Origin of the sequence: Ligilactobacillus faecis, assembly GCF_029889745.1 — a bacterium.
Lineage (GTDB): Bacteria > Bacillota > Bacilli > Lactobacillales > Lactobacillaceae > Ligilactobacillus > Ligilactobacillus faecis.
In genome coordinates, this window is sequence record NZ_CP123639.1 from 1,666,931 (window position 1) to 1,692,829 (window position 25,899).

Sequence of the window (25,899 nt, forward strand, 5' to 3'; positions counted from 1 at the left end):
AAAAATATTTTTTAATTTATGTTATTATATTTTATAAAAATTATAATTTCAAGGTAATTATTTTATTTTTCTCAAAAATGTTTTACACTATAATATTTGATATAAAAGTATTTATCTTAATTTATTATTTATGATAAAACTAAGAAAATGATTATTTTTGTTTAAAATAGTATCGATGGGGATATGATATAATTAATTTTTAAGCAATAATTTCACAGAAAAAGAAGGGGTAGTGTTGACAAAGAAAAAAACAAAGAGAACGCCACAGACTAAAAAACGCTCTTCAAAAAAAAGAAAGCAATTTAAAATGACCTGGCGGATGACAGGGTTATTGGTTGGGCTAGGCGCGATCCTAAGTCTTTTTGATCTAGGTTTTTTAGGCGGACTTTTTTCAAATTTGCTCCGTTTAGTTGTGGGAAATACTTATCAATTTGGAGCCCTTCTTTTAGGGGCTTTAGGCTGTTATTGGTTGCTTTTTGACCGGCAGCCTAAACTTCGTGCGAGTTATTTAGTGGGTGGAGCTTTGCTTTATTTAGGGGTCTTACTTTGGATCAGTGCTGCATCATTTCAAAAGTTAGCGATCCATACTGGTTTTAGTGGGGCTTTTTTTGAAAGAGCAGGGCATGACCTAGTAGCTGGAACATTGAATGAAGACTTAGCTGGCGGGATCATTGGGGTCGTAAGCTATAGTTTGACATATTTTTTGACAGGACAGATCGGGTCGTATTTGATAGCTTTTATATTATGTGGACTAGGATTGTTATTTATTTGTCAAATATCATTTGGAACGATCGTTGAAAATCTAGGGCAACTTTTAAAGACTATAGGGACTAAACTCAAAAGCGTCGCTCAAAGAGCATATGCTGAGCTAGTTCAAACTAAAACTAAAAAAGAACCAGTTGCTCCTCTAGTCAAAGAGCCAACAGTTGGTGCAAAAGAACAGTCAAATATCGCTGATCCAGTGACACCTGAGATCCCCGAGATCCCGATCTCTGCTAAAATGCCAGTCACGCCGTCTGCTTCACCTGCGCCGAAAAAGAAGCGAAAAGTTGGCGATCTTAACTATGAACTTCCAAGTTTAGAACTTTTACGAGAAGCACCGTTGCCAGATCAGAGTGGTGAAAAGCAAAAGATCGCCGAAAATCAAGTCGTGTTGACTGAGACTTTAAAGAGCTTTGGTGTCCAAGCTGAACTGAAAAATATCATTTTAGGTCCAGCAGTGACAAAATATGAATTACATCCAGCGATCGGTGTCAAAGTTTCAAAGTTTGTCAGTTTGGCTGATGACCTAGCGTTAGCGCTAGCAGCAAAAGATATTCGGATCGAAGCGCCGATCCCTGGAAAAGCTTTAGTTGGGATCGAAGTGCCGAATCAAACAGTGGCGATGGTCTCATTTAAAGAGTTGATGCAAGAATTCAGTCAAGGAGAACATGAACCTTTAGAAGTACCACTAGGACGAGATATCTCAAATGGTTTGATCACAGCCGACCTAGCTAAAATGCCACATCTTTTGATCGCTGGTTCAACAGGAAGTGGGAAATCTGTAGCGATCAATGTGATCTTAACTAGTTTATTGCTGAATTGTGCTCCGACAGATGTCAAACTGGTTTTGATCGATCCTAAAAAAGTCGAACTTGGGATGTATCATGATCTCCCACATTTAATGACACCAGTCGTGACAGAACCGCGTAAAGCTGCTGTTACGTTAGATAAAGTCGTTCAAAAAATGCAACAGCGCTATGAAGAATTTGCTCAAACAGGCCAAAGGAATATCACTGGCTATAATAAGTTAGCTACTACAGACCCAAGTAAATATGAAAAAATGCCTTATATCGTTGTGATCGTTGATGAATTAGCTGACCTCATGATGACAACTGGAAACGAAGTAGAAGCCTCGATCACGCGGATCGCTCAGATGGGGCGGGCAGCTGGGATCCATTTGATCTTGGCAACGCAAAGACCATCAGTTGATGTCATCACGGGGATCATCAAAGCCAATGTGCCGTCGCGAATGGCGTTTGCAGTCTCGAGTGGAACTGATTCACGCACGATCATCGATCAAGTTGGGGCTGAAAAACTTCTAGGGCGTGGAGATATGCTTTATTTACCGATGGGACAAAATAAACCGGCGCGTGTTCAAGGAGCCTACGTGTATGATGAAGATGTCCAAAATGTCGTTGATTTTATCAAACAACAAGCCAACGTAGTTTATGACGAAGAAATGGAAGTTTCAGAAAGCGAATTGAATGTTGATGAAGCAAGTGATCAAGATGCGTTATTTGATGAAGTCGTAGCTTTCATCACGCATGAGCAAAAATGCAGTATCTCGTTGTTACAACGAAATTTTAAGATCGGGTATAATCGGGCAGCGCGACTAGTCGATGAGCTTGAAAATCGTGGGATGATCGGACCGCAAATAGGTTCAAAACCGCGCCAAGTCTATATACGTCCGCCTAAAGAAGAAATGTGAAAATAAGAGCGAAGATAAGAATGAAACTTGTCTTTAGCTCTTTTTTCGCTTATCATATTAAAGAGTAACAAGTACAGATAAATAAACTTTAGTTGAAAGTTAAAAATGTGGGACTAAAGTCGATCGCTCCAAGTAAAAATGACTTTGAAGTGATGTATAAATTTGATGAAAGGAAGGCTATGCGGACTTTCAGTATTTTTCCACCGACCGTATAGTAAGACTGCTTGTGCAAGAGGAACTAACAGCTGGGATAACGTTGAATGTGATCCCGACAAAGCAGTTTAAGACAACGCGGATCAACATTTCATTTCTGACCGAACTTTCAGAACGTAGCGGGCTGGTGATGCGGACTTTATTGGCTGATCTTTTAGAGACAAGTAGCCAGAAATATCCGACCCAAAAAGATGTTGCGCTTGAATTATCTGAGATGTATGGTGCGAGTTTTGGAACAACGGTTGATCGCCGGGGGCAAGTCCATAGTCTAAACTTCATTTTAAATTGTGTTAATGATAATTATTTGCTAGAAAAGGTCGATCTCTTAGCCAAAAGTTTGGCTTTTTTACAGGAAATGATCATGCGCCCACTTGTCGATAAACAAGGGTTTGATCAGGCTACTTTTACACGGCAAAAGCAAAATCTCAAAGCCTACATCGAGGCAGTCAAAGATAATAAACAGACATATGCAGCACTTAAGTTGCAAGAGAATTATTTCGAGACTGAATTACAAAAAGTTCCTTTATATGGGACAGTGGCTGATTTAGAAGAGCTCGATGCCACGAAACTTTACCATTACTATCAAAATGTCATTGCAACTGATCAAGTGCAGATCGTGATCTCGGGAGATGTTGATCCTGTTTTAGTTCAGGCTCAACTCAAAAAATTAGACTTACCTGCACGCCCTAAAAAACAGCTCTCACTGACATATCAGCAAGCTAAACGTGCAGTAGTAACGGAAGTATCTGAACGTCAAGAGTTAAATCAAAGTAAATTAGATCTAGCCTATCGTCTACCAGTCAGTTACCGTAGCAAAGACCATTATGCTGCTTTGATCTTCAATGCTTTATTTGGGGGCACGCCCCAATCACGACTCTTTGCAAATGTTCGTGAAAAGGCAAGTTTAGCTTACTATGCAAATAGTAATTTTGATCCTTTCAGACAGCTTTTGATCGTGCAAACAGGGATCAAAGCGACTGATCGGCGCAAAGCTCAAGCTTTGATCGCAGAACAATTAGTAGCTTTGAAAAATGGCGAATTCAGTGCTGAACAATTAGAGCAGGTCAAATTACATTTGCTGAATGCTTATGAAAGTCGGCTCGATAACCAACAAACCGAGATGACTCGAACTAAATTAGATCTATTAGCACAAAGATCGATCTCGGCAAGTGAATGGAAAAAAAGCCTTTTGCAAGTTACAAAAGAGGATATTTGTCGGGTCGCAGCACTAGTTGAATTGCAAACAGTATTTTTCTTAGATGGGGGGCAGAGCTAGTGGAAGTTAGTAATTATCCACACTTTGGTGAAACTATCTATTCAACACGTTTAGAAAATGGTTTGAAAGTAAATTTATTACCACGAGCAGATTTTCATAAAACTTATGGGATCTTGACGACGAATTATGGTTCGATCGATAAAGAATTCGTACCACTCGGAGAAACTGAGTTACGAAGTTTTCCAGATGGGATCGCACATTTTCTAGAACATAAGCTCTTTGAAAAAGAAGATCATGATGCTTTTGAATTATTTGGAAAATACGGTGCAGATGCCAATGCCTTTACAAGTTTTACCAAGACTAGCTATCTTTTTTCAACAACGCACGCTGAGCTTGAATGTGTTCAAATACTGCTTGATTTTGTACAAACTCCGTATTTTACGCCTAAGACGGTCGAAAAAGAAAAAGGGATCATCGGGCAAGAGATCAAAATGTATGATGACGACCCCAATTGGCGCCTATACTTTGGGATCATTGGAAATCTCTACCCTAAAAATCCGTTGAGCATTGATATCGCTGGGACAGTTGATTCGATCGCAAAGATCACAGAAGAAGATCTCTATACATGTTATAAAACATTTTATCGTCCAGAAAATATGGATCTTTTTATCGTCGGACGCTTTGATCTAGATGAGATGTTGCAGACGATCAAAGAAAATCAAGCTCAAAAAAAGTTTCCTGTGGAGGGAGCGATCAAAAGACAAACGCTTGAGCAAGACCCAGAAGGCAAAGATATCATTCCGTATCGCATGACAGAGTTGGATGTTCAACGTCCTAAGACGATCGTGGGGATCAAAGGATTAGATGAAGTTCCCGCAGGACGAGCCGGACTTTTGTATAAATTAAAAGTTGAACTGCTCCTTTATCTCCTCTATAGTGAATCATCAGATAAATATTTAGAATTATATGATGCTGGGATCTTGGATGATAGTTTTGGCTATGATTTTACCCTTGAACGTGGTTTTCATTTTGCTTCGATCTCAGGTGATACGACACGGCCCCAAGAACTTTCAAATGCGATCATCGATATTGCTGAACATGCAACTGAGTTATTAGTAGGAAAAGAAAAAGAGTTTGCCTTAGCTAAAAAAGAAATGATCGGGCGGACGATCCAAGCGATGAATTCCCTTGAAAGCATCGCTAATCGCTATGAAGCGGATCTTTTTGAAAATGCGACTTTATTTGATATGGTAACTTTATTGGAGCAGATCCAATTTGAAGATCTAACTGTGATCGCTAAACAGTTTTTACGTTCTGAGGCGATCAGTGTTTATCAGATCTTGCCAAAAGAAGAGGTGCCTAAATGAAGTGGGCTTTGATATGTGGCGCTTCAGGTGATATCGGTCAGCAGATCGCCGTTGATCTAGCAGCTGAGGGCTGGTCACTTTACTTGCATTATCATCGAGCGACCGCTAAAATTATGACTTTAGTAGAGAAACTCACACAAGCTCACCCTAAACAAGACTTTATCATGTTTAAGCAAGATATGACCGATCTAGGTAGTGCTGAGCAGATCGCCAGTCAGATCTTCACCTCACTTGATGCGGTCATCTTTGCGCAAGGGACGACTGAGTATGGTCTATTTAGAGATCTGAGCCCTACAAAATTTGATCAAATGCTAGCGATGCAACTCCAAACGCCTTTACGTCTAATTGCGCTATTAGAAGATAAACTCGTGCAAAGTGAAGCTGGACGGATCGTTTTTATCGGCTCAGTTTATGGTGGAAACGGAAGTGCTCTTGAAGTTGGTTACAGTACGCTCAAGGGGGCGCTGAGTGCTTTTTGTAGTGCTTATAGCAAAGAAGTGGCTTCGACTGGATTGACAGTCAACGTGATCGCGCCGGGAGCTGTAAAGACGCAAATGAACATGACTTTTTCAGCCGAAGAAAAGGCTGAGGTGGCAGAGACGATCCCTAAAGGACGCTTTGCTGTTCCAAAAGAGATCAGTTATTTTGTAAAGAGTCTTTTACCAAAAGAGGCAGGCTATTTAACAGGGCAAACACTATATGTTACTGGTGGTTGGTTGCGCTAAGAAACTCCGTTAGAAAGGTAAGCTGTGAGACGGGGCTTCATTTTGTTTACTTTTTAAGCAGACAAAACTGAGACTTGAAATAAAGTCTTAGTACATAATCATGAAAGGAAATCTATAAACTTTCTAAGCAGTCACACTTTATAGAAATAAAAAACATGGCAGATATCGGACAAATTTTAAAGAATGCTCGAAAAGAAAAAGGGTTGACTTTAGATGATCTACAACAAACGACAAAGATCCAAAAGCGTTACTTGATCGCGATCGAAGAGGATGATTTTGACTCACTTCCAGGTAAATTTTATGTCCGGGCTTTTATCAAGCAATATGCTGAAACTGTTGGCCTGGATGCAGAAGAGCTGTTAGCTGAGCTTGAAACGGTCAACAGTGCGGAAGAACCAGCAGAAGCAGAAGCTAAAACGCGGACCGAAGCAGTCAAACGCGAAGAAAAGCCGACTTTTCCGCTTATTGAAAAGATCATCCATTATTTACCAACGATCATCATCGTTTTGATCGTCTGCGCGATCTTAGGGACGATCTATATCTTTGCTTGGGGCGATCGGAGTAAAAACGAAAGCACCCAGATCGCACAGACGAGTCAAAAAGTTTCAGTTTCATCTGACACGACTAAACAAAGTAGCAGTAGTTCGGCTAAAAAGACAAGTAGCCAAAAAGAAAGTTCGGCTAAAAAGGCTACAAGTTCTGCAAGCAAGAAGAACACGAAAAAAGCAAAACAGACGCTCACTAATACGGCGGCAAGTGGCTCGCTGTTCACTTATAATTTAGAGAATGCACCAGCTAAAAATAAGATCGAATTAGCTGTTTCTGATGGAGCGACGGCTTGGAATGCAGTTTCGGCTAATGGTGTTCAAGTTTGGCAAGGAACTTTATCAGCAACTTCTACAAAAGAGACCGTCGAATTACCTGAAAATACGACGACGATCACTTTGAACCTTGGAAACTCAAAAGCTACAACGATCACGATCAATGGTAAGAAATTTGATTTCTTGAAAGAAAATGATTCGCTCACAGTTCGAACGATCACGATCAACGTAGTAAGCTCTTCAACAAATGAGTAATAAAGTAACGAAAGGTAGTTAAAAAATGAATTTACCTAATAAATTGACGCTTTTGCGGATCTTTTTGATCCCTATCTTTATGATCGTCCTTTTAGTGCCATTTGATTGGGGCCAGATCGTTTTAGCTGGAACAGCGATCAAAACGACGCAAGTGATCGGAGCTTTGATCTTTGCAGTCGCTTCGATCACAGATTTTATCGATGGTCAGATCGCTAGGCGCGAGCATTTAGTGACGAATTTTGGGAAGTTCGCCGATCCTTTAGCAGATAAGATGTTAGTCATGACTGCTTTCATCATTTTAGTTCAAATGGGTAAAGTTCCAGCTTGGGTCGCAGCGATCATCGTTTGTCGTGAGCTGGCGGTGACTGGTTTACGATTGATCGTTGTTGAAAATGATGGCCAAGTTATGGCTGCGGAACTCCCTGGCAAGATCAAAACGATGACACAGATGTTTGCGATCTTTTTCTTGTATTTGAACAACGTCTTCTTTATCGATCTGCATATCATGATCGGTGAGATCTTGCTTTATATCTGTTTGTTCTTTACTGTTTATTCTGGAGTCGAGTATTTCTGGAAGAGTCGTAGCATTTTTGAAGATTCATTCAAAAAATAATAAATTTGGAAATGGGCTGAATCAGGCCCATTTTTTGCGTATATAAAGATTAAAAGAAGTTTTTTTCAAACATTAGTTCGCAAAAACCTTGCTTTTTTAGTTAAAAATAAGTATGATAAGAGTACAGAATTTTGGTATACAAGAGGAGGGAAAGCAGTGGCTGATGAAAGACAAGCTGCGCTAGATAAAGCACTAAAGAAGATTGAAAAAGATTTTGGTAAAGGTGCAATCATGCGAATGGGGCAAAAGGTCGATACGCAGATCTCTACTGTGCCAAGTGGCTCATTAGCATTAGACTATGCCCTTGGAGTGGGAGGCTATCCGCGGGGCCGGATCGTTGAGATCTATGGACCTGAAAGTTCAGGTAAGACAACGGTTGCATTGCACGCTGTTGCTGAAGTCCAAAAAAATGGTGGGATCGCGGCTTATATCGACGCTGAAAATGCTCTAGATCCTGCATACGCAACCGCTTTAGGGGTCGACATCGATGCGTTGCTCTTATCACAACCAGATACAGGGGAACAAGGGCTTCAGATCGCTGATGCTTTGGTTTCATCTGGAGCGATCGATATTGTCGTCGTCGACTCAGTTGCGGCCCTTGTCCCTAAGGCTGAGATCGATGGTGATATGGGTGATTCTCATGTGGGTCTTCAAGCACGTTTGATGTCACAAGCTTTACGTAAGCTTTCAGGAACGATCAATAAAACCAAGACGATCGCGATCTTTATCAACCAGATCCGTGAGAAAGTCGGTGTGATGTTTGGAAATCCAGAAACGACACCAGGTGGACGTGCGCTTAAATTTTATTCAACGATCCGCTTAGATGTTCGGCGTGCTGAACAGATCAAAGATGGATCAGAAGTTTTAGGAAATCATGTGCGGATCAAAGTTGTCAAAAATAAAGTTGCACCTCCATTTAGAACAGCTGAAGTCGATATCATGTACGGTGAAGGGATCTCCCAAACGGGTGAATTACTTGATATGGCAGTCGAACGTGATATCATCGAAAAGAGTGGTTCTTGGTTCTCTTACGGAGGAGGGCATATCGGTCAAGGACGTGAAAAAGCAAAAACCTATTTGGGTGAACATCCTGATATCATGGAAGAGATCAAAGAAAAAGTTCGCACAACTCCAGTCGTGAAAAAGAAAAAAGGTAAAAAGGGCAAAGGCAAAGAAGAAGCTGAAGTAGAAGAGACACCAGCAAAAGATGAAAAGGCCAAAGCTCCAGCTGAAAACAAAAAAGAAACTGGTAAATAACGAAGAAGGCAGGCTGGAACAGTCTGCCTTTTTGAATGTTAGAAAGGAAGTTTAAGATGCTAAAACTTGTTTTAGGTGATCTGACTAAAGAGGCGGCGAAGGTCGAGGCGATCGTCAATGCAGCTAACCCCACCCTTTTGGGGGGCGGTGGAGTCGATGGTGCGATCCATCGTGCAGCTGGTCCCAAATTAAAGGCAGAGTGTCAAAAGCTACATGGTTGTGCGGTGGGCGAAGCTAAACTGACAAAAGCTTATGCTTTACCGTGTAACTATGTGATCCATACAGTCGGACCCCGTTTTCAAGGTGGTCATAAAAGAGAAGCAGAGCTGTTAGCCGCGTGTTATACCAATACATTGATTTTAGCCCAACAAACAGGGATCAGGACGCTAGCATTTCCTTCGATCGCGACTGGGGTCTATCGTTTTCCAGTCGAACTGGCAGCTAAGATTGCAGTAAGGACCGTTAAAAACTATCTCGTTCAAGAGCCAACAGCATTTGATGTAGTTGAGTGGGTCTTATTTGATGAAAATACTTACAAAGCATACGAAAAGGTATTGAAGTAGATTGGACTTTTTTATAAAGGGGCTAATCTTGACAGTGGGCGGGTCTAAACATTAAAATGTTATTGTGTGTGAATTAGACACGGTTTGTCTGATCAGACACTTAGATATAGATCGCGGAGGTGCAGATTTTGAATTATGTTATTGTCATCCTCGCAATCGCCGTTTTGACTTTAGTACTTGGTTTTGCTTTAGGGATCTCTTATCGAAAGCGAAGTTATGAACAGTCACTTGATATCGCAACGCAAACAGCGAAAGGCATCATTGCCAGTGCCAAAAAAGAAGCTCTCTTGGAAGCAAAAGATGAGAGTCACCGGATGCGTAAAGAGGTCGAAAGTGAACTAAAGGAACGTCGCTTAGAAGTTCAAAAGCAAGAAGATCGCTTACTGAAACGTGAGGAGAACCTTGATCGAAAAGATTCAGTTTTAGATAAACGAGAGCAAGGTCTGACACGCAAAGAGAGTCGTCTAAATGCAGAACAACAAAAGCTCGAAGCTAAAAGTAAGGAAGTCACTTCGCTTGAAAAACAGCAACGAGATAAGTTAGAAGAGATCGCTTCGTTGACAAAAGAACAAGCCAAAGAGCAGATCTTAAAAGAGACTCGTAATGGTTTGAGTTATGAACTAGCTGTCATGATCAAAGATAGTGAAGCTCAAGCTAAAGCAGAAGCTGATAAGACTGCTAAGAGTTTGATCGCCCAAGCGATCCAACGTAGTGCAGCTGATATGGTCTCTGAAACGACTGTCTCAGTCGTCAACTTGCCTAATGATGAGATGAAAGGTCGCATTATTGGACGTGAGGGCCGAAATATTCGGACTTTAGAGACTTTGACGGGGATCGATCTGATCATCGATGATACCCCAGAAGCTGTTGTTTTGAGCGGTTTTGATCCGATCAGACGTGAGATCGCTAAAATGGCCTTGGAAAAGTTGATCCAAGATGGAAGGATCCATCCAGCTCGGATCGAAGAGATGGTCGAAAAAGCTACAAAAGAGATGGATAGTAAGATCCGTCAAACTGGGGAAGAGGCGATCTTTGACCTTGGGATCCATGCGATGCATCCCGATCTGATCAAGACGGTCGGACGCATGAATTATCGCACAAGTTATGGTCAAAATGTCTTAGAGCATTCGATCGAAGTTGCTAAGATCGCAGGGGTACTTGCGGCAGAGTTGGGCGAAGATGTGACATTAGCAAAACGAGCAGGATTGTTACATGACATTGGAAAAGCTGTTGATCATGAAGTTGACGGCTCACATGTTGAGATCGGGGTCGAGCTAGCTAAACGATACCGAGAAAATGATATTATAACCAATACGATCGCTTCTCACCACGGAGATGTGCCGGCTAAGTCGACCATCGCTGTTTTGGTGGCAGCGGCTGATGCAGTTTCAGCTGCTCGCCCAGGTGCTCGAAGTGAATCGCTTGAAAATTATATCCATCGTCTTGAAAAATTAGAGAATATCTCAAATGAGTTCGATGGCGTTAAGAAGAGCTATGCGATCCAAGCTGGACGTGAAGTGCGGATCATCGTTAAGCCAAATGAAGTCAGTGATCTTGAAGCGACTGTTTTGGCCCATGACATCCGTAATAAGATCGAAGAAGAGCTGGAATACCCTGGTCATATCAAAGTGACTGTTATTCGTGAGACACGTGCAGTTGAATATGCTAAATAAAAAATCTCGCTAGAAAAAAACTAGCGAGATTTTTTTTATTTAGAGTGCCCCTAACTCGGTCAAGCGTTGTTTGATCATATCTAAAACAAGTTTACGGTCATTTTCATTTTCGACAAAATCGTACTTATCACCATCGATCACGAGTAAAGACGACAGTTTGTAATTTTGTTCAAAGTCATCGTAATAACGTAAGAGGCGTTTGTAATAATCAACTAAAGATGGATCAGTCGAGATCTGTTCATATTTACGTCCGCGCTTTTGGATCCGTTTGATCATCGTATCATATGAAACGCGGATCAAGACCATTAGATCACTATTTTGAGCAGGAGTAGCTTCTTTTAGTTCTTCTAGCATATGATCGAGCAATTCTTGGTAAGTAGCATATTCGATCTGAGTTGCATTGCCCATATCAGTATTCATCTTCATAAACATCGCATCTTCGTAGATCGAACGGTCTAAGATGTTATTTTTTTGTTTCATGGCTTGCTTCATCATCATAAAACGGCGGTTCAAGAAAAACGTTTGTAAGAGATAAGCGTATGGATTAGTCGCATCTTGTTCGCCCATTTGGCGCTTTTTAGCTGCCAATTCATTGCCCTTATAAAATAATGGCAAAACAGGGTTGTCTTCAACAGGTTCAAAAAATGGTTTTGTGCCTAATTCTTGTGCAAGGATCTGCGTTAAGCTGGACTTGCCTGAACCAATTATCCCAGCTAAAGTGATCATTGAAGTTCATCCTCTCAATTAAATGTACTTAATCTATATTACAGTTTTAGTGATGTTTTTTCAATTTGAAAGTAGAAAACTTGACTAAAAAATTTTATCGGTCTATATTCGACTTTGTAATTTTATTAGTGAGCTAAAAGCTTACTTGAAAGGTACGTGATCAAATGGAAAAACAAAAGCGCAATGTCTTCATTGGTGCTTTGATAACACTCGGGATCGTTTATGGAGATATCGGGACTTCGCCCTTGTATGTGATGAAAGCTCTGCTTGCAGACTTGAAAGGTAATCAAAATTTAACTGAAAATTACATAATCGGGTGCTTATCTTTGGTTTTTTGGACATTGATGTTGATGACGACGGTCAAGTACGTTTTGATCGCTTTAAAAGCTGATAACCATGGTGAAGGTGGGATCTTTGCGTTATACGCTCTTGTGCGCCAACAAAAGCGCTGGTTGATCGTTCCAGCTTTGATCGGGGGAGCAGCCCTCTTAGCTGATGGTACGTTGACTCCTGCAGTGACTGTGACAAGTGCGATCGAAGGTTTAAAGGGTGTCACATTAGGGAAGCGTGTTTTGATCGATACGCAAAACGATGTGATCATCGTGACTTTTACGATCTTATTAGTCTTATTTTTGATCCAGCGCTTTGGAACGAGTTTTATCGGTCAAGGATTTGGGCCAGTCATGTTATTATGGTTCAGCTTTTTGGCAGTTGTTGGACTAGTGAATCTAGTAGCTGATCCCAGCGTTTTACGGGCGTTATCACCGCATTATGGTTTGGCGTTGCTCTTTTCACCGACAAATAAAGTTGGGATCTTTTTGCTAGGGAGCGTCTTTTTGGCAACGACTGGGGCCGAGGCGCTTTATTCAGATATGGGCCATGTAGGACGAAGAAATATTTACTTGACGTGGCCTTTTGTCTGTGGCGCATTATTACTGAATTACTTTGGTCAGGGGGCTTATTTGATCGCTCATTTAGAGCAGATCCAAGCCCAAAAAGAACTCGTTAATCCGTTTTATTTAGTTTTAAATGATCATTTCTATCTTTTTGGGGTGATCTTAGCAACCTTAGCTGCGATCATTGCTTCCCAAGCTTTGATCACAGGCTCATTTACTTTAGTGCAAGAAGCAGTCGGCTTAAAGATCTTGCCGCGGATGAAAGTCGAACATCCAGGTCTTTCTCGCAGTCAGATCTATATTGGCGGGATCAACTGGATGCTGTGTATTTGTACGACGATCGTGCTTTTTTACTTTAAGACATCAGAGCATATGGAAGCAGCTTATGGTCTTGCGATCACTTTGACGATGCTCATGACAACGTTACTGCTTTTTGAATATTTACGGGCACGACTTGCGCATGAGTTTTGGGCTTACTTAGTATTGTTTGGTTTTGGGATGATCGAATTGATCTTCTTAGCTGCTAGTTTGAGTAAATTTACGCATGGTGGTTATGTAACGGTCTTGATCACCCTCTTGATCTTAGCGATGATGATCTTTTGGTATTTTGGAAATCGTGTGCGAGAAAAATATGCTGACCGTTCTGAAATGGTCGACTTGAGAGATTACAAAGAAATGTTGTTAGAACTTTCAAAGGATGAAAAAGAGCCACTCTTTACAGATAATTTGATCATTTTGGCTAAAGTTAAACGCAATTTCAAAGTCAAACGCGAATTATTGTATTCGATCTTAGATAAAAAGCCTAAGCGAGCTAAAGTTTATTGGTTCGTAACAGTCAATACGACTGATGAACCATATAGTAACTACTACACAGTCGATATGATGGGGACGCGCAATATCGTCAATTTACAACTCTTTTTAGGATATAAAATGAACCCAAGTGTCAATTTATATCTTTATCAGATCGTTTCTGACTTGATGCAAAAAGATGTGATCGACGAACAACCTCAAAAATATACGACTTCACCAGGGCGGATCGTCGGCAACTTCTCTGTTTTAGCGATCCAAGAGATCTTATCGCCAAATACGCGGATCTCACCATGGACGCGGATCTTGATCGCTGGTCGGATCTTCTTGCAAAATCATAGTACGACACCGATCCAATGGTTTGGCCTTGAAACAAGCGAAGTTCATATCGAAAAGGTCCCACTTTTCTTGAAGAAGCGTTCTGTTCCTGTGATCGAACAGCGCGTGATCTTGAATCCAAAAGATATCAAACGAAGTACATGTGAATGATCAAAGAAAGAAACGTATTTTACTTTACGTTTCTTTTTTTGAAAGTGAAAATCATATTGGTGTTTAGCGTACAAAAAATATAAAAATGTGTTTAATGTTCGTTTTTATTTTGACAAGGGGCAAGTTGTTTGCTATGCTAAAGGCATTCAAGGAGGGATCAATGTGAGTAACCGAATAAGCATTATTATGGGGAGTTATTCTGACTGGGAAACGATGAAAAATACGGCTGATATTCTAGATGAATTTGGTGTAAAATATGATAAGGCTGTTATTTCAGCGCATCGCATGCCAGAAGAGATGTTTACTTTTGCAAGAGACGCTAGTGCTAATGGTGTTCAGGTCATCATTGCCGGTGCTGGTGGGGCAGCCCATCTACCTGGAATGGTCGCCGCTAATACTGTTTTACCAGTGATCGGTGTTCCAGTTCGTTCGCAGGCTTTGAATGGAGTCGATTCGCTTTTATCGATCGTTCAGATGCCAGCAGGTGTTCCAGTTGCTACAACAGCGATCGGAGCGAGTGGGGCTAAAAATGCCGCGTTACTTGCACTTTCGATCCTCGGTGTCACTGATCAAGCGCTTCAAGCTAAGCTTGTCGCTTATCGCCAAGCGTTACATGATAAGGCTAAAGAAAGCGGTGATCTACTTGGTTGAGTTTTTACGACAAGGTAAAACGATCGGGATCCTCGGTGGTGGTCAGTTGGGGCAGATGCTTGCGTTGGCAGCAAAAGAGATGGGCTTTAAGACCCTTATTTTAGATCCAGACGCAACATGTCCAGCTGGTCAAGTAGCTGATCAGCAATTGGTTTTTGCTTATGATGATCGCTTGGCGTTAGAGCGCTTAGCGACTGAAGCTGATGTTTTAACGTATGAGTTTGAGAATGTCGATCTAGCGGCGTTAGAAAAATTAACTGATCCAAAGCTTTTGCCCCAAGGGACTGAGCTGTTAAAGATCACTAAAAATCGTTTAGCTGAGAAAACGTTTTTGAAAGAACATGGCTTAAAGACTGCACCGTTTGCAAAAGTGACTAATAAAGCTGAGTTAGCTCAGGCACTCAAAGTGATCGGGATGCCAAGTATTTTGAAGACATGTGAAGGTGGTTATGATGGAAAGGCTCAACAAAATATTTTGACTCCTGCAGATATTTTGCTGGCTGAAGAGTTACTAACACAAGGAACCTGTATTTTAGAGGGATTTGTTGATTTTAAGCTAGAATGCTCAGTGATGGTCGCAAGAAATGCTGCTGGAGAGATAACTGTCTTTCCAGTTAGTGAAAATATCCATCGTGACCATATTTTGCACGAAAGCATCGTTCCCGCTCGGATCTCAGAGTCTTTGACAGATAAAGCACAAGCTTTAGCTAAGCAGATCGCGCAAGGGCTAGAGCTCAAAGGGATCTTAGGAGTCGAGATGTTTATTGGGCAAGACGAAGAGATCTATATCAATGAACTTGCTCCACGACCACATAATTCAGGGCATTATTCGATCGAAGCGTGCAATTTTTCACAATTTGATATTCATGATCGAGCGATCTTGAATTGGCCTTTGCCACAGATCGAATTACTGAAACCAGCAGTAATGGTCAATGTTTTAGGGCAACATCATGCTAAGAGCCAAGAACTGATCCAAGCTAAACCAAACTGGCATTTTCATGATTATGGTAAACAAGAGGTCCGCACAGGCCGCAAGATGGGACATATTACGATCTTAACAGATGATCTCACTAAAACTTTGGCAGAGATCGCTGAAACAACGGTATGGGATTAAATTTAAAGGAGATTACGAATGCTTTCAAGATATACACGTAAAGAAATGGCAGAACTTTGGACTGATGAAAAGAAGTTTGAATGTTGGTTAGCTGTCGAGATCGCAGCTGATGAAGCGTGGTCTAAATTAGGCCATATTCCAGCCGAAGATGTCGAAAAGTTAAAACAAAACGCTAAATTTGATATTCAACGGATCCAAGAGATCGAAGCGGTGACACATCATGACGTGATCGCTTTTACGCGTAATGTGTCTGAATCGCTTGGGGATGAGAAAAAATGGGTCCATTACGGTCTAACAAGTACTGACGTTGTTGATACGGCGTATGGCTACCAATTAAAGCAAGTCAATGATATCATTCGCCAAGATTTGAAAGATTTCACAAAGATCGTGGCTGATAAAGCACGTGAGCATAAGAATACTGTCATGATGGGAAGAACGCACGGTGTTCATGCTGAGCCAACTACTTTTGGGGTCAAATTAGCTCGTTGGTATTCTGAAATGAAACGTAATATCGAGCGCTTCGAGCATGCAGCCAAAGGTGTCGAAGCTGGTAAGATCAGTGGAGCTGTTGGTACGTTTGCCAATATCGATCCATTTGTTGAGGAATATGTTTGTGAAAAATTAGGGATCCGACCACAAGAGGTCTCGAGCCAAGTTTTACCGCGTGACCTACATGCTGAATATTTAGCTGCCCTAGCTTTGATCGCAACGAGCTTAGAAGAATTTGCGACTGAGATCCGTGGTCTACAAAAATCAGAGACACGTGAAGTTGAAGAATATTTTGCTAAAGGGCAAAAAGGATCATCTGCGATGCCACATAAACGAAATCCGATCGGTTCCGAAAATATCTGTGGATTAGCTCGCGTTTGTCGCGGTCACATGGTCACAGCTTATGAAAATGTCGCTTTGTGGCATGAACGTGATATCTCACATTCATCAGCTGAACGGATCATCTTACCAGATACAACGATCTTGATCGACTATATGCTAAATCGTTTTGGGAAGATCGTGAAGAATTTGACAGTCTTTCCAGAAAATATGAAACGGAATATGGACAAGTCGTTTGGATTGATCTATAGTGGACGTGTGCTCTTGAAATTGATCGATACAGGTATGAGTCGTGAAGAAGCCTATGATCTAGTACAACCATATACCGCAAAAGCTTGGGATGAACAAACGCAATTTAGACCATTGCTTGAAAGTGATGAGACGATCATGAGTCGCTTGTCTAAAGAAGACTTGGACGATGCTTTCGATTATCACTGGCATTTGCGTCATGTTGATGATATCTTTAAACGTGTCGGTCTCGAATAAGAAAATAGCTGGAAAAGTGCCTACTGAAAGTAGGTGCTTTTTTTTATGCATTAAAAACAAAAGTCACCATCTAATTATTTATATATAACTAAAAAGTTATCCATTTTAGAAAATAATTCTACTTTCGATCACCGTTAAATTATGAATTTATTAAAAAATTAAAAACAAAATAGTTGCGAATTATAATGTGTATCCGCTATTATAAAAGTAAATATAATTTCTATATTTTTAGGTATTTTAAAAATGGTATAAAGATATACCTTTTAAAATACAGGTTTTTATTGAGTAGTTTTGAAAAAGGGAGTGGTAGATTTTATTGTAAAGATAAGTAAAAATCGGTCACTACATAGTTAGGGAGATGAGAGAAATATTTTTATAGTTTTAATTTTTTTGGAAGGAGCGCTAAAGTGATGAATAAAACTATAAGTAAATTTTTTGATATAATTATGTTACTGACGTTAGTTATCTCGATGCTTGCTCCGCTCAAAGTTCAGGCAGTTACAAATCAGATCGTGCCACAATATACGGATGATACTGATGGTTCTGGGATTTATCCAAAGGCTTATTGGGAACCTGTTACAGAAGGAAATGTCCGTAATCATCAAGGGGCAGTACAAGATAAAGACTGGGATGGTCAGACTTGGGATGGGGATCCGAATAATTTGACCAATTCCTACTTTAAGTATGGTGCTGCTGATAATCCGGATTTTGCGATCCGCCAATTTGCTCGTGAGACAGCTACTCCTGGGCTTTTTGATGTTTATGCCAATATTCGCGGGAATGCAACTGAGATCTCTAAACGTGTCGATGTCGTCTTTGTCGTTGATACTTCTGGAAGTATGGCAGACTATTCGCGTTTGAAAAATGCTAAAGATGGAATCGCAAACTTTTTAGACGGGATCACTTCGGTCGGGCTTAAAGATAAAGTTCATACTGGACTTGTGACTTATAGTTCAGAGGGGAGTGAGCGTGTTAAGCTTGGAAGCATCGGTAGTAATTCTGCCGATATAAAGGAGGCACTTACCAATACAAGAGCTGATGGTGGGACATTTACTCAAGATGGTTTGAGGAAAGCTGCTGATATGTTGGCTACGAGTACCGCCGATGAAAAACGTATCATTTTGCTGACGGATGGACGGCCGACTTACTCGTATAAGGTGAAAAAGGCTGAAACGATAGATGGCGTTGTTTATGGTACTGAGTTTGGAAATACACGTGAAGGTGCCGGAAGTAGTGATATGTTTGAGCATTCATTGTGGGGCGGTGATCACAGATATACAGTAGATGGATGTTATATCGATAGTACTTGGCCAGCTACTTTAGGTGAAGCACGTTTGATCAAAGAAAAGAAAATCGAGATCAATGCTTTGGGTATCGGAATAAGTGGTCGCTATACAAAGAAAATGGAATTGTTAGCTAGTCCAGGGAAATATGAGGCGCAATCAAATTCCGAAAGTATCAAGAATTATCTTGATAGTCAGATGGACGATGTGATCAACAGTTTTGGGACGATCTCTAACGGTAGAGTAGAGATTTCGATCGGAACACAATATGATGTCGTAGAAGGCTTTTTAGATATCAACAGTGTTGGTAAGGTAAATGTTGATATGGGGGCATTTGGTAAATATGAATCTGAAGCGAAAAACGGCAAGGTGACCGTTGGTGGCGAGTATACTCCAATCAATCTATCTAAAGATCAAGAGATCCAGATCCACTACCAAGTTCGTTTGAAGACCGAGACTGAGGACTTTGTTCCAGGTAAATGGTATCAAATGAATAGTACAGCTACTTTAAGCGCTGATGGGATCGGAAGTGTTTCGTTTGGTATCCCATCAGGTAAAGGAGCTGGAACTTCACTTGAAGTGACAAAAGAGTGGAAGACGCTTTCTGAGAGCACAACGTTACCTGAAAATATCAGCTTTAAAGTTATCCGTGAGATCGCACAAGGACAAAGTGCTTGGACAGAAGCAACTGGAACTTTAGATGCTTCAAAGGAATGGACGGGGATCTTTGATCAGCTTTCTATTGATGGGCAACCGGTATACTTAGCCAAAGATACTGGCTTTGGTAAAGAATATCTCTATAAACTCAGTGAAGAAAGTCTAGTACCTGGTTTCCATTCTGCGATCGAACAGATCGGTAATAACAAGTGGAAATTGATCAACTCTGAGTTAGGTGTCAAAGTCCAAAAGAAAGCAACAGCGAATGATGCTGCTTTAGCTGGAGCTGAATTTAAGTTAGTCAAATATGTTGCTGATCAAGAAGAGATCGTCAAAGAACGACTCGAAGCTAACGATGCAAATTCGATCGCAGATCAGATCGGAGATGGACGCTATGCTTTGATCGAGACAAAAGCGCCGAAAGGTTATAGCTTAGATGACACGCCACTTGAATTTAAAGTTGAAAAAGGTAAATTCTTTGATGTAAATAACCAAGAGATCACGTCTGAAAGTCTTGCTTCAAAGACGACTGGTTTTTATTTAGATAAAACAAAAGCTTATGTTTTAACGGGTGTTAAGTTAAACGAACTCAAGGATTTTGAGCTTGTTTTAGAAAAAGTCGATGAGAAGGGTGAATTGTTAAAAGGAGCTGAATTTGAGCTCAAGTCTGAAGCGCTAAATTATCAGCAGAAATTGACTGGTGGCACAAGCTACACATTTACTGGTTTAAAACCAGGAAGTTACATTTTAACTGAAACTAAAGCGCCTACAGACTATAAAATGCTAACAAAGCCGATCGAATTTACGATCGATGCTGAAGGTAACGTCAAGGTCGATAAAGATCAGATCAGCGGTGATATCTCATGTGAGTTAACGGAAGGTAATAAAGCTAATAAACTAAGCTTTAAAGTTGCAAATAAACCGTTGACACCAGGGAAAGTCAAAGTCGAAAAATACGATCAAAGCGGTAAGGCTTTAGCAAATGCCCGATTTATTCTGAAACGCTATGATTCTGAATGGAACAACGTTCAAAAAGAAAAAGAGCTTACAGCAAATAAAATGACTTTAGAAGATCTTAAGTCAGGAAATTATGAATTAGTCGAAATTGAAGCGCCAGTAGGTTACGAGTTAGATCAAACACCGATCAGATTCCAACGGCAAGACGGCAAATGGCTCGATGAAGCTGGTAAAGAGCTTAAAGGAAAACAAAATGGCGTTTTAGATCAATTATATGTTGACGATAAAGATCCTACAATGTTAGTTCTTTCAAAAACAAACAAACTAAAGGATACCGACCTAACGATCAAAAAAGTTACTGGTTTCTTACAAAAGCCATTAGCTGGGGCAGAATTCAAAGTAACTGATAAAGATGGTAAGGAATATCAAGTCACTGATGAAGGTGAAGGAATCTTTAAAGTTACAGGTCTAGCTCCTGGTGAGTACACGATCGAAGAAACGAAAGCACCTGAAGGTTATGTGAAATTGACCGAAGCGCTCAAGTTTACGATCAGTGCAGATGGAAAAGTTGAAGGTGGAAACTTTACTTTGACAAACACCGGTAATAACACCCTCGAAGTAACTGTCAAAAACCACGCAGCTGGTATTTTACCAGAAACGGGTGGAAACGGGATCTATATCTATCTTTTGGTCGGTGCTTCACTGATGTTGCTTACTGGGATCAGTATTGCTGCCTTTCGCAATAAGAGGAGGGTGTAGGCGATGAAAAAGATATTACAAACACTTCTATTATTGCTTGGATTGTGCTTGCCGTTTGTAGGGGTCAATGCCCGAGCAGATGAAACTGCACAACGTTTGCAAGTGATCGTCCAACATCAATTTGAAAATCAAAGTGGAAGTGAGATGGTCACAGGTTCTGATATCCCACTTTCATTGTATGAGATCACTGCGGACTATGGGCAAAAAGATCCTGAAAAAGCTCAAGCGTTTTTAGAGAATTTTTCGCAAATGTCACCTTTAGAAGTTAAAGAGTATTTGGCTAAAGAACAAGTGCCGAAGTTAGAGACTGTGTTGACTGATCAAAATGGCAAAGCACATTTTGATATCCAAGGAAACAATACCGCTTATTTGATCGTGCAAGATACATCGGTCAAAGGGCAAACGATCGTACCGTTAGCGTTCTCGCTTCCGCTTTTGGCAGTTGACGGCACGCTAAAAAATATGATCGAGCTTTATACAAAACCAGTTGAATTAACGACTTGTCCGTATTTTTACAAATATGGAGTTAGTGGTAAAGAACAAAAGCCGTTAGCCTCTGCTGAGTTTGTGATCTATAAAGAAGTTGAAGCAGAAAAACAGTATTTAACTATGGATGGGAAAACTTTTAGTACAAGTGTTGATCCGCTGGGTGATCCTAAGATCAAAAAATACACTTCGGATGAAAATGGGCTCGTTCTCTGTGATACGGTGCTAGACCAAGGTAAATATTTCTTTAGCGAAGTCAAAGCGCCAAGTGGATACAGTATTTCAGCTGGAGCTAAGCAAGTAGCGTTTGAAGTCTTGGAGACTGGTAAAGTTAGTCTGCAAGGCGTGATGTTAGCTGAATTAGTTGGTGGAATGGTACCAAGTTCATTCACTGAAGCGCCTAAAGTTTTAAATTACGCTCAGGTAACTGAAAAGGAAGATGATCCAGCCAATGGTTCATCTGAAAGTTCAAAAGACCAAGGTGGAACTTTAGGTGGATCAAATGATCAAACGGGAGGTGATCTTGGTTCCAAGCCATCTACGGGCAAACATAATGGTTTTTTAGCTCAGTTAGGTGAAAAGAAAAATATGGTCTCGATGTTAGGGATCATAATGCTTATCATAGCAACATTCATATTATTAAAACAGAGGAAAGGAAGTAAGGACAATGAGTAAAAAGATAAAAGGACTCTTCATGAGTTTATTATTACTAGCTTCAGTTTTAGTACCAAGTCTTGGGAGTCTCGGAACTGTTAAAGCCGATGAAGTGAATACAAATCCAGATAAAGTTCCTAATGAAGTGAATATTACTGTGCATAAACGTGTTTTTGATGACAAACTGCCAGAATTTACCCCAAATACGGGTGAAGAAATGCCGAATTTTGGTGGTAATGCCCTACCAAATATCGGATTTACTGTTTATGATATTACAGATAAATATCTTGCAGAACTTAAGGGTGGCAAAGATGCCCAAACAGCAACGGATGCTCTAGTGAAGTATTATACAGAAAATGGTACTTCAAATGAAGACACTGTCGTTAAAGAACAACAATTGACAAATGCGAGCGGTGATACGACTTTTGAAAAGATTGCGACTAAGATCAATAAAGATGAATTCCGGACATTATTGATCCTAGAAACAAAATCTCCAACGGGTATTACACAAAAAGCTGCTCCAATTGTTTTAACTTTACCAGTTTATGGATCTGGAAATGTAGCTTTAGAAAATATCCATATTTATCCAAAAAATGTTGAAAGTACAGATGGTAAAGATTTTGCTTCTGGTAAATTGACCAAAGAATTAAAAGATAAGATTTTACACGATCACAAAGATTGGGATGGTTTAGGAGTAAATAATAATACGGTTTTATCTCCACGTATCGGACGCTTATTACATTATCAAGTAACTTATGATGTGCCAGCAACAACAATTTTTGATACTAATAATGGGATCGAACTTATAGATGATCCTGGCCCAGGGTTGGTATTACCTGAAAAAGTTGTGAAAGGTACAGATGGTGAAGTTGTTGATACGATCGTTGATGCGATCAATTCGAAGCAAGCAACAGTGGATAATGTTACTGTTACATCTAAAGTAAATGTAAATATTCCAGAAGATGCTATTGAATATGAAACAGGTGCTGACGGTGGGAATTCGAAATTCACGTTAACACTTAAAGGTGAACAATATGCCAATCTAGCTGGTGAACGTCTAACTATCGATTACTACGCTTTCTTAGGTATGCGAAATGCCAGTTTGGATAATCCTGTCGATAATAAAGTTGAAGTAACAGCCGATACAACAAGAGGATCTGAAACTTCAACAACAGATCAAGCAAATACAGCGTTATTACGAACGACAGCAACCCTTATCAAACAAGCTGAAAAACCATTGGCTGTTGGTGGTATCAACTTTAAAAAAGTAGATGCTCAATCTAATAAAGCATTAGAAGGTGCAGAATTCGTTGTTTATGATAAGACGCATAAATACGTTCAAATCAACCGTGCTGAGTCAACTGCTACAGGTCAACGCTATGATCTTAAGCATGTTGAAGCAGCGAAAGATGCAACTGTCTTTAGATCAAATAAAGATGGTGAACTCGTGATGCTAGATAAGGATGGTAATCCAATGACGGATAAGACGGGGATTATCTACTTACCATATACTGATCAATATCAATTGATCGAAACAAAAGCACCAGAGGGTTATGTTAAAGGCGAAGTTGTCAACTTTACGATCCAAAGAAACTCTTATAAGGACACATTGAACGATCCTACTCCGATCAAAAACGCGAAAAAAGGTATCTTACCATCAACTGGTGGGATGGGTATCTACCTCTTCTTAGCACTTGGTGTTGCTTTGATGGGTGGCGCTTATGTTTGGTTCAAGAAAACTCGTAAAAATGAAAACGTCTAATTAGGCGTCCAAACTCAAATTTGATAAAAAGACGCATAATGACACCATTATGTGTTTTTTTTTAGAAAGGTCTGCATGAAAAAGAAAAAACAAAACATGTGGCTCCAGATCTGCATGATCATCTTATTTACAGTTGGAGCCTTGATCGCTTTGTATCCTTTTTATATCAATGCGCTAAATAACTTTATCGATCGCTACCGTGTAGGGCTGATCGCTAAAGAAAGTGAAAGAGAGAACGCTAAAAAATTAAAAGCGCTAGAAGAAAAAAATAAGCTCCTTAAGTCAGAAATGGGTAAAGATCCCTTTACAAATGCTTCGACACAAGTCAAATTAGATCTGAAAAAACATCAGCTTGGCAAAGTTATCATCCCTAAGATCGATGTCGATATTCCATTATTTGACAAGACCACAAGTAAAACGTTGCAATATGGAGCGGCTGTTTTAGATGGTACTTCTTATCCGGTCGGAGGTAAAGGGACGCATTCAGTCGTCTCTAGTCACCGCGGTCTACCTGAACGGAAATTATTTACCGACTTGAATAAGCTAAAAAAAGGTGACTTGTTTATTTTTGAAGTTTATGGGAAAAAATTAGCTTATAAGATCGACAAGATCCAAACAGTCTTGCCGACCGATACTTCTGTTTTAGCTAAAGAACCTGGGCGCGACTTGGCCTCGCTTTTGACGTGTACGCCCTATATGTTGAATACACATCGGCTCGTTTTGACAGGCCATCGAGTCCCGTATACCGCTGAGATCGCTAAAAAAGCTAAAGATGCCACATGGCGCAATACGCTCAGACAAGCATTGATCTTAGGAGGGTGTCTTGTACTTTTTGGGTTGCTTCTATATTTGTTGTTCCACACGATCTATTTGGCACGACTCAAAAAGATCCCGTTTGATCTTTGTTTCTACTGTTTAGCAGTGGATGGATCTCCGTTAGTTGGCAAAACTTTTGGTTTATACGACAAAAAAGGTAAATACATGCTGAAACGCGATGGTGTCCCTTATCAAGCTACAAGTGACCAAACTGGGCGAGTTTGTTTTACAGACCTTCCTGGTGGGTTATACGGGGTACGCTTAAAAGAAGCACCACGGAAAATGACGATCCGTGCTGGAACAAAGAAGCTCAAACAAACTAAAGGAAAATTATATCCCCGTAAAAGTCAAAGCGTTCAGATCGAAGATGAGACGCAAATGATAAAATGGTATTTTAAGTAAAATGACCGCCTGAAACATTGTTCGTGTTTTAGGTGGTTATTTAATTTTATTTTTCAAGTATATTCTTTTATGTAGAATGATAAAAGTATATTATTTATTAATTTAAACGAAAATATCCGTCTTTTTAGTTGACGAATATAAATGTGTTTGTTATCTTATATGTGTAAATTATCGAAATATACTTTTTGTTTTTGTTGTTAACGTTCGTTTTTTGCACAGAAAGAGGCTATTAGATTTATGGGACATGTGATTTATACCGGTAAAGCTAAACAGATGTGGAGTACCGACGATCCAGAAGTTTTGCGCGTTGTTTATCTCGATCAGGCTACCGCGTTGAATGGTAAGAAAAGAGACCAGATCCAAGGTAAGGGTCAGCTCAATAATGAGATCTCGACGTTGATCTTTACATATTTGAACGCTAAGGGAGTCAAAACACATTTTATCAAAAAGATCTCAGCGACCGAAGAATTAGTCAAAAAAGTCGAGATCATCCCGTTAGAAGCAGTTACGCGCAATATCGCGACCGGTCATTTTGTAACGCGTTTTGGGGTCGAAGATGGCCTTGTATTTCCAACGCCAGTCGAAGAGACCTACTATAAAAGTGACGCTTTAGACGATCCATTTATCAATCGTTCGCAAATTTTAGCCTTGGGCTTGGCAACGGAAGACGAATTAGCTGAGATCTGGCAACTTTCCCGTCAAGTCAATGAACTTTTAAAGGCACTTTTTGCCAAAGCTGGCTTGATCTTAGTCGATTTTAAGCTAGAATTTGGACGTTTAGGCGACGGGACGCTCGTTTTGGCAGATGAGTTTTCACCAGATAATTGTCGTCTCTGGGATCAACAAACAAGATCGCATTTAGATAAAGATGTCTATCGAAAAGATCTTGGAGATTTGACTCCAGTCTACGCTGAAGTTTTACATCGTTTGAAGAAAGTTTTGGAGGGCTAAAC

19 protein-coding genes are annotated in these 25,899 nt (G+C 40.3%); 18 read left to right on the top strand and 1 reads right to left on the bottom strand.

Going from position 1 to position 25,899, the window contains the following annotated elements; all coding sequences use genetic code 11:
• Positions 1-232 precede the first annotated feature (232 nt).
• The 9 genes from QFX10_RS07585 to rny all read left to right on the top strand — a co-directional run bounded on the left by QFX10_RS07585 (position 233) and on the right by rny (position 11,173).
• The gene (locus QFX10_RS07585) at positions 233-2,470 is read left to right on the top strand and encodes a DNA translocase FtsK (protein ID WP_280605639.1); all 2,238 of its coding nucleotides are present in this window, start codon (positions 233-235) and stop codon (positions 2,468-2,470) included.
• 226 nt (positions 2,471-2,696) lie between these two features.
• On the top strand, positions 2,697-3,959 hold the full coding sequence (yfmF, locus tag QFX10_RS07590) for an EF-P 5-aminopentanol modification-associated protein YfmF (protein ID WP_280605640.1): 1,263 nt from the start codon (positions 2,697-2,699) through the stop codon (positions 3,957-3,959).
• Positions 3,959-5,266 carry an EF-P 5-aminopentanol modification-associated protein YfmH gene (yfmH, locus tag QFX10_RS07595; protein ID WP_280605641.1) on the top strand — a complete coding sequence of 436 codons (1,308 nt, stop codon included), beginning with the start codon at positions 3,959-3,961 and terminating at the stop codon, positions 5,264-5,266. Before yfmF ends, yfmH begins: the two co-directional genes overlap by 1 nt.
• A complete protein-coding gene (ymfI, locus tag QFX10_RS07600; protein WP_280605642.1) occupies positions 5,263-5,991 on the top strand; it encodes an elongation factor P 5-aminopentanone reductase in 729 nt (242 codons plus the stop codon). The genes yfmH and ymfI overlap by 4 nt, the downstream gene beginning before the upstream one ends.
• A 155-nt stretch (positions 5,992-6,146) precedes the next feature.
• On the top strand, positions 6,147-7,067 hold the full coding sequence (locus QFX10_RS07605; protein ID WP_280605643.1) for a helix-turn-helix domain-containing protein: 921 nt from the start codon (positions 6,147-6,149) through the stop codon (positions 7,065-7,067).
• A gap of 25 nt (positions 7,068-7,092) precedes the next feature.
• On the top strand, positions 7,093-7,680 hold the full coding sequence (gene pgsA / locus QFX10_RS07610; RefSeq protein WP_280605644.1) for a CDP-diacylglycerol--glycerol-3-phosphate 3-phosphatidyltransferase: 588 nt from the start codon (positions 7,093-7,095) through the stop codon (positions 7,678-7,680).
• A gap of 156 nt (positions 7,681-7,836) precedes the next feature.
• The gene (gene recA / locus QFX10_RS07615; protein WP_280605645.1) at positions 7,837-8,937 is read left to right on the top strand and encodes a recombinase RecA; all 1,101 of its coding nucleotides are present in this window, start codon (positions 7,837-7,839) and stop codon (positions 8,935-8,937) included.
• 56 nt (positions 8,938-8,993) lie between these two features.
• Positions 8,994-9,500 (top strand): O-acetyl-ADP-ribose deacetylase, encoded by a 507-nt coding sequence (locus QFX10_RS07620; RefSeq protein ID WP_280605646.1) that lies wholly within the window; start codon positions 8,994-8,996, stop codon positions 9,498-9,500.
• A gap of 128 nt (positions 9,501-9,628) precedes the next feature.
• Positions 9,629-11,173 (top strand): ribonuclease Y, encoded by a 1,545-nt coding sequence (gene rny, locus QFX10_RS07625; protein WP_280605647.1) that lies wholly within the window; start codon positions 9,629-9,631, stop codon positions 11,171-11,173.
• 39 nt (positions 11,174-11,212) lie between these two features.
• On the opposite strand, the gene QFX10_RS07630 is transcribed toward rny, so the two are convergent.
• On the bottom strand, positions 11,213-11,899 hold the full coding sequence (locus QFX10_RS07630) for a deoxynucleoside kinase (protein WP_280605648.1): 687 nt from the start codon (positions 11,897-11,899) through the stop codon (positions 11,213-11,215).
• 164 nt (positions 11,900-12,063) lie between these two features.
• On the opposite strand from QFX10_RS07630, the gene QFX10_RS07635 reads away from it, so the two are divergent.
• The 9 genes from QFX10_RS07635 to purC all read left to right on the top strand — a co-directional run bounded on the left by QFX10_RS07635 (position 12,064) and on the right by purC (position 25,897).
• Positions 12,064-14,091 carry a KUP/HAK/KT family potassium transporter gene (locus tag QFX10_RS07635; protein WP_280605649.1) on the top strand — a complete coding sequence of 676 codons (2,028 nt, stop codon included), beginning with the start codon at positions 12,064-12,066 and terminating at the stop codon, positions 14,089-14,091.
• A gap of 162 nt (positions 14,092-14,253) precedes the next feature.
• A complete protein-coding gene (purE, locus tag QFX10_RS07640; protein ID WP_280605650.1) occupies positions 14,254-14,742 on the top strand; it encodes a 5-(carboxyamino)imidazole ribonucleotide mutase in 489 nt (162 codons plus the stop codon).
• Complete coding sequence (gene purK, locus QFX10_RS07645) at positions 14,705-15,856, top strand: 5-(carboxyamino)imidazole ribonucleotide synthase (RefSeq protein ID WP_280605651.1); 1,152 nt, start codon at positions 14,705-14,707, stop codon at positions 15,854-15,856. Before purE ends, purK begins: the two co-directional genes overlap by 38 nt.
• Positions 15,857-15,874: 18 nt before the next feature.
• On the top strand, positions 15,875-17,170 hold the full coding sequence (purB, locus tag QFX10_RS07650; RefSeq protein ID WP_280605652.1) for an adenylosuccinate lyase: 1,296 nt from the start codon (positions 15,875-15,877) through the stop codon (positions 17,168-17,170).
• 410 nt (positions 17,171-17,580) lie between these two features.
• On the top strand, positions 17,581-20,826 hold the full coding sequence (locus QFX10_RS07655) for a VWA domain-containing protein (protein ID WP_280605653.1): 3,246 nt from the start codon (positions 17,581-17,583) through the stop codon (positions 20,824-20,826).
• A gap of 3 nt (positions 20,827-20,829) precedes the next feature.
• Entirely contained in the window at positions 20,830-21,987 is a 1,158-nt protein-coding gene (locus QFX10_RS07660; RefSeq protein WP_280605654.1) for a prealbumin-like fold domain-containing protein, read from the top strand.
• Complete coding sequence (locus QFX10_RS07665) at positions 21,980-23,728, top strand: SpaH/EbpB family LPXTG-anchored major pilin (RefSeq protein ID WP_280605655.1); 1,749 nt, start codon at positions 21,980-21,982, stop codon at positions 23,726-23,728. The genes QFX10_RS07660 and QFX10_RS07665 overlap by 8 nt, the downstream gene beginning before the upstream one ends.
• A gap of 75 nt (positions 23,729-23,803) precedes the next feature.
• Positions 23,804-24,946, top strand: coding sequence for a class C sortase (locus tag QFX10_RS07670; protein ID WP_280605656.1), 1,143 nt, complete (start codon positions 23,804-23,806; stop codon positions 24,944-24,946).
• A gap of 237 nt (positions 24,947-25,183) precedes the next feature.
• Positions 25,184-25,897, top strand: coding sequence for a phosphoribosylaminoimidazolesuccinocarboxamide synthase (gene purC / locus QFX10_RS07675; protein WP_280605657.1), 714 nt, complete (start codon positions 25,184-25,186; stop codon positions 25,895-25,897).
• The last annotated feature ends 2 nt before the right edge of the window (positions 25,898-25,899 follow it).